The sequence below is a fragment of the Candidatus Methylacidiphilales bacterium genome (genome assembly GCA_030054035.1).
Lineage (GTDB): Bacteria > Pseudomonadota > Gammaproteobacteria > JASGCS01 > JASGCS01 > JASGCS01.
The window spans coordinates 93,230-111,250 of record JASGCS010000006.1 but is presented as its reverse complement, the minus strand read 5'-3'; the positions used below and the strand labels follow the sequence as shown (position 1 = coordinate 111,250).

The window sequence follows — 18,021 nt, the reverse complement described above, 5'->3', positions numbered from 1 at the left end:
TGCTGCAATGAAGGTGTTTGCTGAAACTGATGAGTTGGCTCCGAAGTAGAAGCCTTGTGGGTTTAAGAGAATGATTCTGCCATTAGCTGAGATAGAACCAAATATCTGGGAAGGGTTGCTATCTAGGATATGGTTAATAGCAATAGCTGTCGTAGAGGGTTGGTTAAAGATTACTTGTTCGTTGGCCTGTACATTAAATGAGTTCCAGGTAATAGTGGTAGCAGATGAGGTTTGATTGATGGTGGTGGTGTTAGAGGATTGACTAACGGTGGCTTGGCCATCTTGGATAGACGATAGCTGGGGTGAGGCTATTGCTACAAAGGAGTAAAGGAAAAGAGCGAGAATTATTATCATTTCTTTTAGGTATCTTTTTCATGTTCAACCTTTACTTATGATAATAATACTTGCGTATTATAACATATATTGCCATGTTTTACATATACTTCTCCGAAACTGATGTAAGTGTATAATTGTTACATGAAAAAAGTAGAGTATTATTTAGAGTGGCTGGTGTTTGCCGCACGATGGTTACAAGCTCCATTGTATCTTGGTTTAATTGTTGCTCAAATTAGATATGCGTTTGTATTTTTTCATGAATTAGTTGTTCTGTTTGAGGAAGATCATCCCAACGCAGTTATGCTGGGTGTATTGGGTCTAGTTGATGCTATCATGTTAGTTAATTTGGTTATTGTTGTGCTTATTGGGGGCTGGCAAACTTACATCAGCAAACTAGATTTACGAGAGCATCCTGATCATCCATCTTGGCTTGATGATATCACCCCAGGCTCTATGAAGATTAAGCTGAGCACTGCAATAGTAAGTATATCTGGAATTCATTTATTAAAAACTTTTCTTAACGCTGAAATATTATCGGATAGGGTAATCGTTACACAATTGCTGCTTCATCTTGCGTTCTTGTTTAGTGCAGTATTACTGGCCTACTCAGATAAACTTAGTCATCACGATACTAAGAAACATTAAAAGATATTTCCTAGCACATAAATAACTAGGGACTCATGCGAGTCCCTAGTTGCATTTTCTATTAGATTATTTATTTTAGCTTTTTCTATGCTCAATAGCAAATTCTTCTTCTGGTGAAAGAATCATTTTATTTTTTGCATGCACAGCAAAATAAATACTACCAATGATAAACCAGAGCACACAACCCAACAATCCCCAACGATAAGAATCAAAGCCTGGACCTTCTCTCAAAACATTTGAAAGTATGATTAAGGTAGTTCCCGTTGAAATTATGGTTGCTACCCATGCGCCAGCATTACCGAGTGGACTTACATAGGGTCGGTTGATGACCATTTTTTTAATGATTAAATATGAAACTGCCTGTGAAATATAGGCAATCATCGCTCCAAACACCGCCATATTTAATAATATACCTGAGGCAGCAGTAAGACTCTGTTCACTATAAAACGATTTCCACATTATTATGACTAATGCATAGCCAATAATAGCGCCAGTAATTAAAGCAACTGCTGGGGTTTTATTTTTGTCAAGGGTTTTAGAAAGTGCAGTTGGAAAATATCCTGCACGAGACAGAGAATAAATATTTCTACCGTAAGCAAACATAATGGCATGGAAACTAGCAACGAAGCTAATTATTGCAGTTAAGGCTAACAGTGTTCTGCTCACATTGCCTTGGAAGACAGTGGTTAAACCTACAAAGAATGGTTCGCCTTCTGCTTTTATTTGTTCTGCGCCAACTACACCAGTATTGAGCACAACAACAAGTATCGCTAATGTGAAAAGAGTAAGTATGCCCAAGATCAATGCAAAGGGAATGTCTTTTTTAGGGTCATGACTTTCTTCAGCTGCTAATGGCAACTGTTCTAATCCTAAAAATAACCACACTGCAAATGGCATGGCATAGAGTAACCCCATGGTGCCAAAAGGTAAAAAAGCAGTGCCTCCTTCTGCAGGAACAATATTAAAAAGATTGTCAACACTAAATGTGCCAGTAGTTGCAGCTGCAATAAAAAATACTGCTAATGCAAGTACAGAAAGTCCAGCAACAACCAGTGCTACGACTAAACTTAATTGAACATGGATGATATTTAGTATCAAAAAAGCTCCGTAGATAAATAATAACAAAGCCCAATCTGGAATTACAGAAACTTCGTCAACTTTTGGTAATAGTTCTTGAGCATACCCGACCATAAAAGTACCTACTACTGCAGTGGTGATAACATATTCCATGTTTTCTGCTAGTCCAGTAATAAAACCACCCCAAGGTCCCATTGCAGTTCTTGCGAATGAGTAGGCTCCGCCAGTATGAGGCAAGGCTGGTGATAATTCCGAAAGACTAAATGCTAGCCCAACATACATCGCGCCGATTAGAAAAGTAGCAATTAGTAATCCACCAAAGCCCCCTTCTCCAATTCCAAAGTTCCATCCAGAAAAATCTCCAGATATCACTGCAGCAATTCCAAGTCCATAGAGCAACCATTTTCCTGCAACCCTATTTAATCCTCTTTGCTCAAAATACCCGCTTTCCGCTTTTGAGTAAGTGACGCCGTCTTTCTGTATTTGATTATTCATACATTCATTCTCCTGAGTTGTATTTATTCAGTGCACTTTATACCATATTTTTATGCAAAAAAACATGCCAAATAAAAAAAATTATATGCTGATATGCTGCCAATGATCATGCTTTAGCAGATCAGAAATTACCTCTCTTTCTCTAATAATGCTGGTAGCCCCATTATAGATAGCAACTTCTTTAGCTCTTAACCTAGTATTGTAGTTTGAACTCATACTCATGCCGTATGCTCCAACATTGAGCAACGCAATAATGTCATCTGGGGCTAGGGCTAACCTTTGCTGCAGTGATAAAAAATCTCCGCTTTCACACACTGGGCCTACAATATCCCAAGTTTTTTTTATAGCATTTTTATACAACACTGGCATGGTGTGATGATACCCTTGATACAAGGCTGGGCGAATCAGGTCATTCATGCCAGCATCAACTATAGCAAACCCTTCTCTTTTATTTATTTTTTGTTTAGTGTATAAAACTTTGGTTAACAAAACACCACAATTGCCAATCAAAGACCGGCCCGGTTCAAGTATTAAAGTAATGTTGGAAAGTGTTTTTGCGTTTTTTACACTCTTCAGCTGGGCAAACAATTCCTGTGCCAATACTTTCGGAGTAATAATTTTTTCATTGTTGTACCTAATACCTAATCCCCCACCTACATCAATATGTTCTATAGGTAGTTGTAAAGAAATGGCCTGAATGGCGAGCTTACAAAGAGCGGCAAAGGAGCTACGATATGGTGATACTGAGATAATCTGGGAGCCGATGTGAGCACCGACACCTACTATCTTAATATTGGTTAGTGAAGCATCGTTGCTCGCGCTTTTCTCAAGCAACGACTGTGCATCGCGCAACGAAATACCGAATTTATTTTCTCGTTTCCCAGTAGCAATATATTTATGTGTTTTGAGCGAGACTTCTGGATTAATGCGCAAAGAGACTCGCGCATAAACATTTAGGGCTTTGGCTCTTTGATTGATGCAATATAATTCTTGTAAAGATTCAATATTAAAACAGCCAATAGATTGGTGCAATGCAAAATCAATTTCACTGACGGTCTTGCCTACCCCTGAATAAACAATGTTGGCTGGGTCTGCTCCAACGGCAAGCACTTGAGAGAGCTCTCCGCCTGAAACAATATCAAAACCAATATCATGTAAAGTTAAAAATCTTAGGATAGCAAGTGAAGAGTTTGCCTTCACTGCATAACAAATGCGAGATTTCATGCCAGCAAAGGCCTCTTTATAATTTAATACATTGGTATTAATTTGATCTAATGAATACACAAAAAGTGGAGTATGGTGGGTCCGTGCTAAAGCTTCTAATGAGACTTGGGAAAAGCAAAGAGAGTTTTGCTGGTATGACAAATCTGCACTGGTAAAATTATTTAGAGGGTTTTTTTTGTGATTCATCGGGCAGATCTTTTTGTTTTGTTTCTGTTTGAGATTGGGGGTCTGGGATAGGTTTAGAATAATATAAATCGGCCTTGTAGCCACAGCCGCATAACAAAACAGAGATTAGTAGTAATTGTTTCATGCTTTAATTTATTAGTAGTCTTATTTACCTGCATACCATTGTAAACTGTTACCTATGGGTTTTGATGGGGTAATCATTCAACCACCAACGGTACCAGCTAACGCAACAGTTATCTGGCTACATGGACTTGGTGCAGATGGAAACGATTTTGTCTCTGCAATAGAAGAATTAGGATTGCCAAACAATCATGCGATTAGATTTATTTTCCCACATGCGCCTATGATTCCAGTTACTTTAAACCATGGTATGGTGATGCGAGCTTGGTTTGATGTCAGTGGAATTGAAAATTTTTTTACCTCTAAAACAGCCGCCACCGCCGCCCAAGATTTGCTTACTACTGTTAATTATCTAACGACTCTTATTGAGCAAGAAGTGGCGAGTGGTATTTCTAGACATGCTATTTGTACTGCAGGTTTTTCTCAAGGCTCTGCGGTGGTGCTTGCTCACGCATTGCTTGCCTCTCAACCTCATGCTGGAGTAATTTCACTTTCTGGCTGGTTACCATTTTCACAAACCCCCTCACACACTAATATTCCAATCCTCTTAAGCCATGGCGAGCATGATCCAGTGGTGCCATTTGTGTCCTACACTCGTGCGTTAGAATTCTTTACAGGTAATTCTTTTCCAATCACAACCTGCGTCACGCAAGCTGAACATACTGTAACCAGGGAGCAACTTCAACAATGTGGCTCGTTCATTAACAATCTATTACAACCTTTATCAGCAAAACAAATAGAGATATTAAAAAATCACGGAACAGAGCCACCAGGTAGCAGTGCGTTGCTCAATGAAAAACGGAAAGGAACTTTCATTTGTGCAGGATGCAGAAAGCCTCTGTTTAGATCTGAACAAAAATATGAAAGCGGGACTGGATGGCCAAGTTTTTATCAATCAATTGACGGCGCACTTGCTTTTACCGATGACAACACCCACGCCATGCGTCGCACTGAGTATCACTGCGTTGTTTGTCAAGGCCATCAAGGACATGTGTTCCCTGACGGCCCAGAGCCGACTGGCACTAGGTATTGTAATAATGGGTTAGCATTAATATTTATTCCTGATTAACCATGTGGAGTTGAAGCCCTGTATGAATGATCAATTCCTAGTGTCAATCATTACGCCAATGTATAATGGCGCAAAGCACTTACATACATGCCTTGATTCAATTATCAATCAAAGCTATCGCAATATTGAAATTATCTGCGTGAATGATTGCTCAAGTGATAATTCGCTATCCATAGTAGAAAAATACCAAGAAAAAGATCCACGGATTCATATTATCTCAAATGAAATTAATCAAGGTATTTTATATTGCCGTAGAATTGGGGTTGAAAAAGCAAAAGGAGAATATATTCTATTTTGTGATTGTGACGATTGGTTGGTCACAGATATAATAGAGTTTTGTGTAAAGCAAGTTTTAGCACAGTATGCTGATATTGTGCATTTTAATGTTATTGAAGTTTTACCAGATGGAGAAAACAGATTGTATCGCTGGGCGAGGCCAAATTATAATTTACCCCCTCGTGATTTAGCAAAAGGTATACAGACGGGCAAAGTACCCCATGGAAATTGGGGAAAATTTATAGCCAGAAAAATATTAACGCAGGCATTAGCTACAAAACTTTTCCATGTAAACTTTAAGGTAATTTATTGGGAGGATCTAATGTTCTGTCTGGTGATCTCACAGTTTTCTACACAGTACCTCGCATCAAATAAAATTGGCTACTACTACCGAAGACATAGCGCTTCTGTAACAGGTGGTAATTATATTTTTAATGACCCCAAGATATTAAAGTATTTCCATTCATTTTTTCAGTGGATTAATGTTTTTTGTCGTTACTTTTCTTTAACTTTTTCTCAGATACCTATATTTCAAAAGTCAATAATAAAAAATATTCTAAAAGCAATTCAAAGTTCAGCCTACCGTTTTCCGACTCAGCACAAAAACAAAAGCTCGCTTCACCTAGCTTATTTTATTAGCAACCAACAAACATGGCGTAAAGAATATATACCAAACGAAACTACCTACTGCCAACTACTACCAAACATCACCGTAGAAGCAATCATTGCTGATAAACCACAATGGGTGGTGCTTGAAGATGGTGTTTGTCTTTCATGCAAAAACGCAGCCACACTGCTGTTGTTGCTCTCTGTTTGCAATATTGAGTGCTGGTTGCTTACCAATAACAATATTTTTCACAAAATCAAAAAAATCTTCAGGCCAGATACATTCATGCCTGAGTACTGCAAGAATTATTTTTCTAAAATTATCTATGGTAGAAAAATCAATGCACAAACAATAGATGCATTAGCCAACGATTACAATATTAATTATCAACTATGGCCAAAATAGCGCTCTGTCATAGTAATTTACTTTTTGGTGGTGTTGAGCGAACTATGGTGCTCCTTGCAGAACATTTAGAAAAAGAACAACACCAAATAGAAATCATCTACGACTATGGGCCAAAAGATAATCCAATATTTGATAAATATCCGATTCACAATCAACCATTTGTACGAGGAAATAATTCACTATATAAATCTATCAAACTGTATCAATTCTGGGTAAAACAAAAATATGACTTTGTGATTTTTTCTGGCACCCTTAATTACCCATCACTATTCTTGTGTAAAGCAAGCGGCGCAACCATCATTAATGTGCTCCATGAGTTTCATCCCAGTAATATGCATACCTTACATAATATCAATAGATATAAAAATCCAGAACTCACTAGCCTCATCGCTACATCAGTGGTATTAACCGATGCATCGTATCAGTTTGCCATCAAAACCTTTCCTCACCACCACTTTGTAAAAATTAATAATGCGCTTGAATTTCCAATCATCAGCAATCCTCCCTACATCGCGCTTCCAAAATATCTAAAAAATAAAAAAGTAATGCTTTCGGTTGGAAGATTGTGCCCTATTAAAAACCAATTACAACTTGCTACGGTTTTTTCTAGACTAGCTGTACAATTTCCAGATTGGCATTTATTATTTATCGGAAATAGCCAAGCGGATGGGATGGACTATTACAATAAACTAAAATCCTTTGTAATATCAAACCATACTGCTATGACATTGTTAGAAAGGGTGGGTAATCTTGAAGATTTTTATCAGCTCTGCACTTGCATGACATTACCTTCTTTGCAAGAAGGTTTTGGATTGGTGATTATTGAAGCAATGGCGTACGGCAAACCGGTTATTGCCTATGATATGGTTGGACCAAATGAAATTATAGAACATGGTAAAAATGGTTACCTAGTCCAACCAATTGGTGATGAAGTAGCATTAGAAAAAACCCTAAGGGAGGCCATGCACAATATCCCCTTACTTAATTCAATGGGTAAAAAAGCTTTAGAAGTGAAGAACCGATTAAAAAAGGACACAATTCTAAGTCTATATTCACAACTTCTAGTCCAACCAACCAATGCCAATGCCCCGCAACACCACAATATATTATTCTACTGGAATAAATTTCTAAGACACCATGTCAGAATTAAACGGAGGATTAGGCTTGGCATAAGTGTTTGTATACTTAGTCTAATCATTATAAGTGTGATGGTTTTCTTAATATGAAAATTATCCTTGTAATGTATAGCGGTGGAAGCGGTATTGGTGGCCAAGAGCGAGTGACGCTAGTGTTGACCAATTATTTTAATGAACTTGGCCATGAGGTAGTCATCTGGTCTAATTCTTTAGAGAAATTTGCTTTTGAACATACTTTAAGCTCTTTGACAATTGAAAAATACCATTGGTTATATAGTCATGGTGGTTTTAGTGCTGACCCACAAGTTATTAAAGATACATTTCAAAAGGCTAATCCAGACCTGATAATCTTTAACCACTGTGTTTATTTTCCTCTCGTATTAATTTCTCACGCTTTGGGAATTAAAAATATTATGCACTACCACATAAGCACACAAGATGGCAGTAATGTAAATGAAGCGAAACAAATTTTTAAATATCTTTCAGATCCTGCAATTCTAGGTGCTATTGCAGCACATGTAGTATTAAATAAAAAATCGCTTGAGTATTGTAAAAATACCTATCCATCTAGTCGCTGGGAATTAATTTCTAATTATGTTGCAGAGCCCACTCAGCAGGATTACAACTCTTCGTTGCTTTTAGACGCATTTCCAAATAAAAAAATTATAGCCTCAGTAGGCAGAATTGAGGGGGGCAGAAAGCGACAAGATATTTTAATCAAAGCGTTTGCTCATATTGCAAAAAAATATTCCGATTGGATAGTGGTTTTTTTGGGGAACTTTGAAGATAGTGCATATCAGAATTATTTGAAATCATTCGTGTCCTTTTATGATTTGCAACCTTCAATACATTTCTTCGGCAATGTGACTAACATTTACCAGGCATTAAATAATTGTCACTTTGTGGCTTCTACATCATTTTCGGAGGGGATGCCGCTGAGCATCCTTGAATCTTTAACAATGAAGAAACCGGTAATTGCCTTTAATGTTATGGGCACAAATGAAATAATACGGCATGGACATAACGGGCTATTAGTTGAATCAATAGGGGACAGCGAGATGTTTTCACAGAGTCTTGAAGCTATGATAACAGATGATACGATGCGCAAAACTCTTAGTAGTAATGCGGGAGAAATTGCTAAAGAATTCACGGAATCCTATATTAAATACCAATGGTCAGAATTGCTTAATTCGCTTAAAACTACCCTTACGATTCGAAAACAAAATTACATTGTAGACCTTTCAAAATATAGTAAGCGAAATGAAACAAAAAACCCTGTTGAAAATCAAAAGATATATCTAATAAACAAAAACCTCTCACTCGGCGGTGGAGAAATGGTGGCGGCTAGGCTTGCCCATGGGCTAGCAGGATTGGGTTTTAAAGTGGGTCATGTGGTGGAAGAATCTCGGATAGAGATAAATACCTTTGGCATTCCGATTCATCAAGTGCCCCATGCCATTACTCCTTGTAAAAGTGTTCGTGATTGGTATGCGTTGCATAGATTTTTTTCCCAGCATGCTCCAACAGCAATTATTACTTCTGATTATAGTCATTACCCGAATTGTTTTCTCTTGATGGCGATGCTCCATAATGTTAAAGTAATTCGTGTGGTGCATATTTTAATTGATCGTAACTTTGGGCAAGATATCCTCGCTGACATACTACGAAAAGAAAATAAATACCTGATAAATTATACAGTGGTGTTAACTGATGAGATAGCAGAGTTCATAAAAATAAATTATGGATTTAAAAGATTGGTAACTATTCCCAATTTTGCTCACTACCCTGTCCCAAACACTGATCCAATCATTGAGCCTAGCTCGGTGGTAGGTGATGCGCCGTTTGTGTTCATGGGGGCGAGGTTGTTTTTACATCACAAAAGGCAAGATCTGGCAATTAAAGCATTTGCTTTGCTTGCTGGTAGATTTCCAACATGGAAGTTGGTATTGGCTGGTGATCCAGTTGCCTATGAACCAGGTTCTTTAGAAAAACTTAACCAGATGGTTGAGGGGCTAGGACTAGAAGGTAGAGTCCTTATTATCTCACGAGTTGGAAATATTGCAGATTGGTATCAGCGCTGTGCGTTTACAATTCTAACTTCAGCATTTGAAGGACTGCCTCTTGCGGTACTTGAATCAATGTCATATGGCAAGCCTGTGATTTCATTTGATATTGGAGGGCCAAGGTCTATCATTACTCATGGGGAAGATGGGCTACTAGTTTCTAATGTTACATCTGTAGAAGAGTTTAGTAATGCCATGGCGCTCCTGATGGAAGATAGCACACTGCGCGAGAGTTTAGGTAAGCGAGCATTAGAGGTGCGAGAGAGATTTGGTCGCGAAGTAATTATTAAGAAGTGGGAACTGTTGCTAGAAGAAGTAAGCAGGAAAAAGAATGTACATTTCTGGAAGAAAATTATTCTCCTTGGTAAGTTCTGTAAGGATAGCTTAGCATCAAAATTTAAAAGAATAGCCGCAGTGGTTGGGTTTTGGTTGCTACTGAAATAACACATGCAAAATAAATTAAACAGGCCTTTGGTCTCTGTGATAGTTCCTTGTTACAATTCCGAAGCGTATCTAGGACGATGTTTGCGCTCAATATTGCAACAACAGTATCAACACATTGAAGTTATTTGCGTTGATGATGGCTCCACTGATACTACCTCTACTTTGTTGGCTCAATATAGCGCACAGGACAAAAGGATTAGCGTTATTAGTAATGAAAAAAATGTCGGTGTATTTTACTCGCGTTACATTGGGGCAACTCATGCCAAAGGTGAGTATCTTCATTTTGTTGATAGCGACGATGAGGTGCTTCATTTTTGTTTAGAGGAGGCCGTAGTGTGTGCGATTCTAAATGACGCTGACATTGTGCACTTTAATGTTGAGTTAGTGCCAAATGACACTAATCGTTTATTGCATTGGTTTGCTCCATACTTAAAATCGACAAAAGGTAAAATTTTTGAATTATTTTTATCTGGTAATATTAGTCATAACCTTTGGAATAAACTGCTCTCTAAAAGAATTGTCACTAATGCAATTTCTTCTACATTGTACAAACAAACTTCTCTGGTAGGAATCCAAATTGCAGATGATTATCTATTTTTACTTACTTGTATGTATTATGCAAGAACCTATGTACCGCTACCATTACATTTATATCAGTATCATCTTCGTCAAGCTAGTTTGAGCAATAAAAATAATTCCTACGCTATGCACGGGGTAGTAGATAAATACCAACCTGCATATAGATTTTTATTGGCCTTCTGTAAAACTTTTAATGTCTCAGCAGAACGGGTAAGATTTTTCTATGAAACCATACCTTTCAGTATTAACCATGCATTATTTGAGATGTGCACAAAATTACACTTGGACAATTCATCACGACCGACCGCACATGATTCACCAATAGCTAGTTTTGATTTTTCAAGCATTAACCAATCTGTGCTTGCGTATATCATACATGCCCTGCAAGGCATTGAGATAAAAATATTAATGCCTGCCACGATTGACCTTAAAACTAAATTAGCTCTTGAAGATGCCATCGGCGCAGCGCATGTATCTTATGATAATGCTCAAACCCAAAGCGTGTGTGCAGATCAACCATTAGTAAGCGTTTTAATACCTATTTACAATGTTGAAAATTATTTAGCGGCTTGTCTTGAATCAGTTATAAATCAAACCTATACAAATCTTGAAATTATTTGTGTAGATGATAAATCTACAGACGATTCATTGTCAATTGCAAAACGGTACCAGCAACGAGACACTAGAATAAAATTAATTTGCCATGATGAAAATAAAGGTTTATTGGCCTCTCGTTTTAGTGGATTTCATGAAGCTAAGGGGAAATATTCACTCTGCGTTGATAGCGATGATTGGCTAGATTTACAAATAGTTGAGCTAGCAGTGTCAAGAGCATTAGGTACTAATGCTGATCTCGTTCATTTTGGTTGCATAGAGATAGATGAGAGCGGTCACCTGTCATCTTTTACATGGTCTAATCCTAAAACCATTGAAGCAAGTGACATTAAGCAGATGATCCTTTCAGGAAAAATATCTCACACACATTGGGGCAAGTTAGTGGTCACAGAAGTTTGGAAAAAAGTTCTTGCAGATAACTGCATTCAAACTGATGCGAGTATTTCAATGTGGGAAGATTTAATAGCGTATTTAGTAGCAATGCACTATATAAAAAGCTATGCTCCATTATTTTATCGTGGTTACTTTAGGAGAATTAGGTCTCGTTCACTTACTGCTAACTATTCACAATACTCAAACAAAGACACCATTACTAATTATAATTTATTACTTCGATGGGTTTACCGTTTTGCTTTGGTCTATGGGTATCCACTACAAAAGCTGTTAGCCTATAGAATTTTCAAGTACATTAGAAAAAAGATTTCTTCCTCGTTAATTAAAGATGTGATATCACTCCAAAATTCATCGGATACACCTGATGATCATGTTGAGATATTTTATTTTGGCATCTACAATACCTGGCACGCTAAGCGCATCAATGGGAAGGTGAGGATTGACAAAACACCCGCACGAGAAGTTGATAGCATTGTGCAATTACTGTGTGGTGCGAATAATGCTGTGCCAATCATTGCGTTAGTAGAGCTTGAATATGCTGATATGTTCTTTTCCGTTGTGCTTCATTTGTCATTATTCAGAATAAAGAGTTTTGTTATCGTGCCTAATGCTTTGGTAGATCATGCAATATGGTCTCTCCTGCCAACCACCATAAGAGATTTTTTTGCTGACCGAGTTATTACCTCCAATATGAATCAATACAAAATAAAAAAGCTACTGCTTGGTATGGCAGATCATACGCAAAGTGACGCTTTCAAGTTTAAATTTCAAGCTCTGCCACCTTTCACTCTGGACGCCAAGTCAGACTTACGATTTTTCTCCACAGTATTAACCAAAATGCTCGCTCTTGAATCTAAATCAAAAGAGCTACTCAAAGCAGTGTTTTATAAATTTTAGTATAAGATTTTTTTTAACCTTAGTATTGCGCGCCTAATAAAAATTTCACCAAGTGACCTATTGGTTAACAGTGGCAAATACATTTTATTTTGTTCAATTACCTCTCTTAAACACACATAGATAAATTGATTATTGCTATCCGAGAGCAACTGATGTGGATCACTTAGTGAATCTGGTACTCCAGTATCATCAGTAATGATTTCATCTGCGAGTTGGTATGGGTAGTTAGTTCTAAAGTTAGGTAGACTTTGTGCAATGAAGTAGGTTTTTTTATTACTACAAACGATAATTTTTCCTTTACAATTCCGATAGAGATATTTCATGATTGGCTCAAAGTGCTTTATTAGGCCATCATATATCATTACACTTTGATCATAGTTAACATGGTAATTAAGTTTGTTTTCCACAAAACTCCAAGAATCATACAATGAGATCCTGATAAGTTGGGTAGGATTATCGTTGGTGAGGATTTTTGGTGCTGCCTTCTGAGTTTCGCAAGCAATAATTGTTGCAACTGATTGATTTCTAGTCGCTAATCTTTTAATCCTTTCAGTTGCCAGCCATCGGGCAACGAAGGGCTTCAACCCAATGGAGTGTAAAACTTTTAGTGCGGTTAATTTCACAAAATTAAATATGGTGGAGACGGCGGGAATTGAACCCGCGTCCAGAAATGATCAATCCCTAGTACTACATGTGTGTTTCATTTTTAATCTCCTAGCTACATCCCAATGAACAGGGTTAGTAACTAGACAGCCAGTGAAAGTACGAGATTAACTGCGCAATGGCAACACAATTAACAAGTTTGGTGATATGACCTTCATTGCATCATGCACCAACACATGACACTGAAGGGCTAACGGGTTTTAGGCCGCTAGAGCGTATTCGCTGTTATTATTTGCAGCTATTTTTTGAAAAAGTTTAACGAGTGTTCTCATCCTCGACATGCACCAGAAGACCTCACGACCCCTGTCGAAACCGATCGTCCCCAAGCTTTAGTTTATCATATGATTTGGTGCGTTAAGCAAACCGCAGCGTTTTAAGTAGATTCTTAAGATTGAAATTGCTGCTGGGGTCATGCCTTGTATTCTGGAAGCCTGTGCTATGGTATGTGGTCTTGTCTCCTGAAGTTTTTGACATATTTCATTTGATAAGCCTCTAATGGAACGATAGTTAGTCTGCAATGGAATTGTGGCAGTTTCATGGGCTTTATTTAATTCAATTTCTCGTTGCTGTTGCTGGAGGTAGCCTTTATATTTCTGTTCTATTGATAATAATTCTATGGCCTCAGGAGTCTTTGCTTCTTTAAGGTCACTCATTTTTTTATAAAAAATACTGCGCTTGGTATCATCTAACAACCCCAGTTCTATTGCATAGGGACAGAGTCGTTGGTCAGCATTGTCTTCTCGCAACGACAAGCGATACTCAGAACGACTAGTAAACATTCTGTAGGGCTCACTCGCGCCATGGGTGGTTAAATCATCAATTAGCACACCAAGGTACGCCTCATGGCGACGAACAATAAACGGCGTTTGTTTTTTAAGACTACGGACAGCATTAATTCCTGCCATAACACCTTGCGCACCAGCTTCTTCATATCCAGTGGTGCCGTTAATTTGTCCAGCGAGAAATAATCCTGAGATAATTTTACTTTCCAAACATGGAGTTAAATCTCTCGGATCTAGATAATCATACTCAATAGCATATCCGTACCGAACAATTTGTGCGTTTTCCAGTCCTTTAATTGAGTGAACAAAATTATCTTGGATTTTTTTTGGCATGCTCGTGGAAATTCCATTTGGGTAAATTAAATCACTACTAAGACCCTCTGGTTCTAAAAATATTTGGTGCGATGCTTTGTTAGCAAAGCGGTAAATCTTATCTTCTATTGAAGGGCAGTACCTTGGACCACTGCTGGTAATTGAGCCATTAAAAAGCGGTGACTCAGCTATTCCTTCTCTAATAGATTGGTGAGTTGATTCGTTGGTATTCGTAATGTAACATGGTATTTGGTTCGGGTGAAAAGTGGGGTCTGCAAAAAAACTAAACACCGGTCGTGGGATGTCAGAATGTTGGGGGATTAGTTCTGAATAATTAATTGAGGTTGCTAAGAGACGGGGTGGGGTTCCAGTTTTTAATCTTCCGACTCTAAATGGCAACGAGCGAATCTTGTTAGCTAATAGAACTGAGGCCTGATCACCAAATCTGCCCCCAGAGCTTTGCTCGCTACCGAGATGCATAATACCGCCCAAAAAGGTGCCGGTGGTTAGCACCACTACATGAGATCTAAGCGTTTGAGTTAGAGTGACCACACCTTTAATCACATTATTTTGAATAATAAGATCTATTACCTGATCTTCTACGATGCTGAGATAATTTTGATTGGTGGCGATGGTTTGAATTGCTTCACGGTACAACACTCTGTCTGCTTGAGATCTCGTTGCTCTTACCGCATGACCTTTGGATTGATTTAAAGTTCGTATTTGAATGGCGGCCATATCTGCGGCTAATGCCATGGCTCCACCAAGCGCATCAATTTCCTTTACTAAATGACCTTTGCCTATACCCCCAATCGCGGGATTACAACTCATTTCTCCAAGCTGGCTTTTCTTAAAGGTAATTAGTATCGTGTGGCTACCCATCCTTGCAGATGCTAAGGCTGCTTCAACTCCAGCATGACCCCCACCAATCACTATAACATCAGCGTCAAGCTTAGTTGTAAGCGCATCAACCACATTCATAATGGAATTAAGAGATTCTGCTCGGCATCACAATGTACTGAGGTGATGGTCTATTAGTAAAGTTCAAAACAATTTTATCGTCTGGATCTTTAAATGCTAGAGAAACATCATCAGCATCAATGCTATTTAAAACATCTAAGAGATGATTAACATTGCAACCAATTTTTATTGTGTCTCCGCTATAAGAAATATCCATGCCCACCTCGGCTGAGTCCAATTCGGTATTATTGGTAGATAGCTGGAGTAGGTTATTTCGTAATTCAATTATGATAACTCTAAATCGTTCATTGAGCATAATTGAAACCTCGTTCAGTTTTGCTCTTAGGTCATTTTTATTAACAATTATTTTGATTGGGTGGTTTTCTGGCACCAGCGCACGACAATCAGGATACCGGCCTTCGATTAACCTACTAGTAATAGTTAGTCCAGGAAATTGAAAACCAATGTAGCTACTAGAGTTAACCACAAGGGTAAAGTTTATGTCTTCAAATGAATTGCCTAGTTTCAAAATTTCATTACAAACTTTTTTTGGGATAATTACATCAACTTCGTCTGTGCTCTTAAACGAATCTTCAGCTATATCAATGAGCGCGAGTCTATATCCATCTGTGGCGATGGCGGTAAGTAAATTATTGCGTATCTCAAGTTTAATGCCGAGAAGGTATTGTCTAACATCGCTATTTGAAGCGCAAAAAGCAACTCGCTTAATAGCGTCTAGCAAAACAGAAAACTTAAAATTAAGTCTTTTTTCTTTTTCATGGGCTAAGCTAAATCTTGGAAAATCGTCTCCATTCAAGCAAGGTAACACAAACTTACTTTTCCCTGACTTAACCAAAAGTTGATTGGGGTCAGAAAAATCTAAAGTTAATTCGGTTGAAGCTGTGGTTTTAGAGATATCAAAAAATTTCTTTGCGTTTACGCATACTTTATATTTACCTTCAGCAGCGCACTGCATGTAAGCATGGCATTCTATTTCCATGTCTGATGTTGTGAAGCTGATAGTGCCATCTTTCACTTCCACACATACATGGGTAAGAATTTGGATGTGGTGTTTGCGTTCGGCTGCGCTTATCACTGAATTTAAACAACGAAAAAGATCTTGTTTGGCGAGGGTAAGTTTCATGAGTACGATTTTATCACAAAGTGGCTAGTTAGCCCTGGTATTTATAGCTTAAAATTTCCAAAATTGGGTTATTTTTTTTAAAATGCGCTTAGCATGGGTTTTAATTGGCCCTGAAGAAACAGCAGCCGCAAAGAGCCCTATACCATAGTAAGGAAGTGCGATTACGCATTCCACACAGATGGTTAGAAAATTAATTGGGCTTGTGGCGATATTTTCTTTTCTAAAAATTGATGTGATGAGATTTCTTATCTTTCTCTCGCTAGAGATTTCTGACTTTAATTGACATGAGAAATATGGGAAAAAACTAAATGGCAGATTTAGCTTTGTAGCATCAACCTTGGTTGTTTTGAGATTGTCCTCAATGATGAGCCAGCATTCAACCTGTAAAGCATAAAGTAGCAATACAATTTCATCAAGGTTATTGGCGCTACTATGGATAAGGCAAAGGTCCGGTTTGTTTTTGAGCAAAAGAAATTGCAGGTCGCATACAGCAGTATTTATTTTCTCAAATTCAATCAATTTAAAATTATGCGTTGCTTTAAGCACTTTTGACCCGTCAATAAAATAAATAACTTGTGGAGAATAATTAATTTTGTGCGTGGTTGGTAACCTGATACTGCCATTATTAATTGATTCTATTATTTTATTCCTTGTGTACCTAAGCGACTCGCCAAAATACATGGTGATAAATTCCTGCTGCGATATTTGAAAATAATCTATATATTTTTGTATGAACTCCACTAGGTACATATAGTCTGTCAAGGTGCGTTTAGTAGCATATTGGGAGTAGAGAGATGTAAGCGAGTCTGTTCTTAATAATCTTTCATACCCTAACACCCCAACAGGTGCATAAATCACTGCTTGTTTGATTACAACTAAAAACGCATTTAGATCTTCCCAATTAGATTGTTTATTTGTAGAGTCAAGAAGTTTTGTTGATAATACTTTATTCCAAATTGTATTTTTAACAAATTTATTCCAATGGTTGTGTGATACGAAACCATTTACAATTGCGTGTGAAAAGCTAACTTCAAATTCGGCACGAGGTGAAAACCATTGGTCATATCTAATTGCTCCGCTTGGGTATCTATCTCGAGAACCAAAATGAACAATATCTGCATTAGTAATTAATGCACGATTGACTAATGTTTGAATAATTTTATTTGAGAGCAACTTATCGTCGCTATCAACACATAAACAATAATCACCAGTAGCGTTTTTAAATCCGGTTACCCTAGTAAACAAAAGGCCTCTATTCTCTGCTGAAGATACTATGGTAATCCGAGGATCCTGTGCCTGATATTCTTGCAAGATGCTATCAGAGTCATCGGTGGAACAGTCATTGACACAGATGATTTCTAATGCGGGGTAGCTTTGTGCAAGTACAGAGTCTAGGCAGGTACGAAGGTAGGCAGCGGTGTTGAAAACTGGGATGATAACACTTACCAGTGGTGTATTGGATATGTGGTTTTGTTCTTCTCGTGCCAGTTGTTGGTGATGCTGGTGCACTGCCTCGTTCCAAGTAATGGTTTGGTGTGGTTCTACGAACACTGCTGCACCTAACCCTAGCAGGTCAGTTAAAAATAATTGGAG

At 37.9% G+C, this 18,021-nt stretch carries 14 protein-coding genes and 1 other RNA gene; 6 read left to right on the top strand and 9 right to left on the bottom strand.

Annotated elements, in window-relative coordinates; all coding sequences use genetic code 11:
- Positions 1-354: filamentous hemagglutinin N-terminal domain-containing protein (locus QM538_05635; GenBank protein MDI9347967.1), on the bottom strand; the 354-nt coding region annotated here is incomplete at its 3' end.
- A gap of 123 nt (positions 355-477) precedes the next feature.
- On the opposite strand from QM538_05635, the gene QM538_05630 reads away from it, so the two are divergent.
- Entirely contained in the window at positions 478-981 is a 504-nt protein-coding gene (locus tag QM538_05630) for a TIGR00645 family protein (GenBank protein MDI9347966.1), read from the top strand.
- A gap of 75 nt (positions 982-1,056) precedes the next feature.
- Here QM538_05630 and QM538_05625 read toward each other — a convergent pair whose 3' ends face one another.
- The 3 genes from QM538_05625 to QM538_05615 form a co-directional block, all read right to left on the bottom strand.
- Positions 1,057-2,553, bottom strand: a complete 1,497-nt coding sequence (locus QM538_05625; protein MDI9347965.1) for an amino acid permease — start codon at positions 2,551-2,553, stop codon at positions 1,057-1,059.
- 81 nt (positions 2,554-2,634) lie between these two features.
- Positions 2,635-3,963, bottom strand: coding sequence for a diaminopimelate decarboxylase (gene lysA / locus QM538_05620; GenBank protein ID MDI9347964.1), 1,329 nt, complete (start codon positions 3,961-3,963; stop codon positions 2,635-2,637).
- Complete coding sequence (locus QM538_05615; protein ID MDI9347963.1) at positions 3,935-4,087, bottom strand: hypothetical protein; 153 nt, start codon at positions 4,085-4,087, stop codon at positions 3,935-3,937. Before QM538_05615 ends, lysA begins: the two co-directional genes overlap by 29 nt.
- Positions 4,088-4,141: 54 nt before the next feature.
- On the opposite strand from QM538_05615, the gene msrB reads away from it, so the two are divergent.
- Genes msrB through QM538_05590 form a run of 5 tightly spaced genes read left to right on the top strand, consistent with a single transcriptional unit; the run spans position 4,142 to position 12,567 of the window.
- On the top strand, positions 4,142-5,152 hold the full coding sequence (msrB, locus tag QM538_05610; protein ID MDI9347962.1) for a peptide-methionine (R)-S-oxide reductase MsrB: 1,011 nt from the start codon (positions 4,142-4,144) through the stop codon (positions 5,150-5,152).
- A gap of 22 nt (positions 5,153-5,174) precedes the next feature.
- Complete coding sequence (locus QM538_05605; GenBank protein ID MDI9347961.1) at positions 5,175-6,440, top strand: glycosyltransferase family 2 protein; 1,266 nt, start codon at positions 5,175-5,177, stop codon at positions 6,438-6,440.
- Complete coding sequence (locus QM538_05600; protein ID MDI9347960.1) at positions 6,428-7,666, top strand: glycosyltransferase; 1,239 nt, start codon at positions 6,428-6,430, stop codon at positions 7,664-7,666. The genes QM538_05605 and QM538_05600 overlap by 13 nt, the downstream gene beginning before the upstream one ends.
- Positions 7,663-10,083: a glycosyltransferase gene (locus QM538_05595; GenBank protein MDI9347959.1), complete on the top strand. Its 2,421-nt coding sequence runs from the start codon at positions 7,663-7,665 to the stop codon at positions 10,081-10,083. Before QM538_05600 ends, QM538_05595 begins: the two co-directional genes overlap by 4 nt.
- A gap of 3 nt (positions 10,084-10,086) precedes the next feature.
- Positions 10,087-12,567, top strand: coding sequence for a glycosyltransferase (locus QM538_05590; GenBank protein ID MDI9347958.1), 2,481 nt, complete (start codon positions 10,087-10,089; stop codon positions 12,565-12,567).
- Here the strand turns inward: QM538_05590 and QM538_05585 are convergent.
- The 5 genes from QM538_05585 to QM538_05565 all read right to left on the bottom strand — a co-directional run.
- Positions 12,564-13,190: a hypothetical protein gene (locus tag QM538_05585; GenBank protein ID MDI9347957.1), complete on the bottom strand. Its 627-nt coding sequence runs from the start codon at positions 13,188-13,190 to the stop codon at positions 12,564-12,566. The genes QM538_05590 and QM538_05585 overlap by 4 nt on opposite strands.
- 11 nt (positions 13,191-13,201) lie before the next feature.
- Positions 13,202-13,554, bottom strand: a transfer-messenger RNA (tmRNA) gene (ssrA, locus tag QM538_05580).
- 5 nt (positions 13,555-13,559) lie between these two features.
- Complete coding sequence (gene mnmG, locus QM538_05575; protein MDI9347956.1) at positions 13,560-15,305, bottom strand: tRNA uridine-5-carboxymethylaminomethyl(34) synthesis enzyme MnmG; 1,746 nt, start codon at positions 15,303-15,305, stop codon at positions 13,560-13,562.
- Between the two features lie 7 nt (positions 15,306-15,312).
- Positions 15,313-16,428, bottom strand: coding sequence for a DNA polymerase III subunit beta (gene dnaN / locus QM538_05570; GenBank protein MDI9347955.1), 1,116 nt, complete (start codon positions 16,426-16,428; stop codon positions 15,313-15,315).
- Between the two features lie 48 nt (positions 16,429-16,476).
- On the bottom strand, positions 16,477-18,021 hold a 1,545-nt coding region (locus QM538_05565), incomplete at its 5' end, for a glycosyltransferase family 2 protein (GenBank protein ID MDI9347954.1).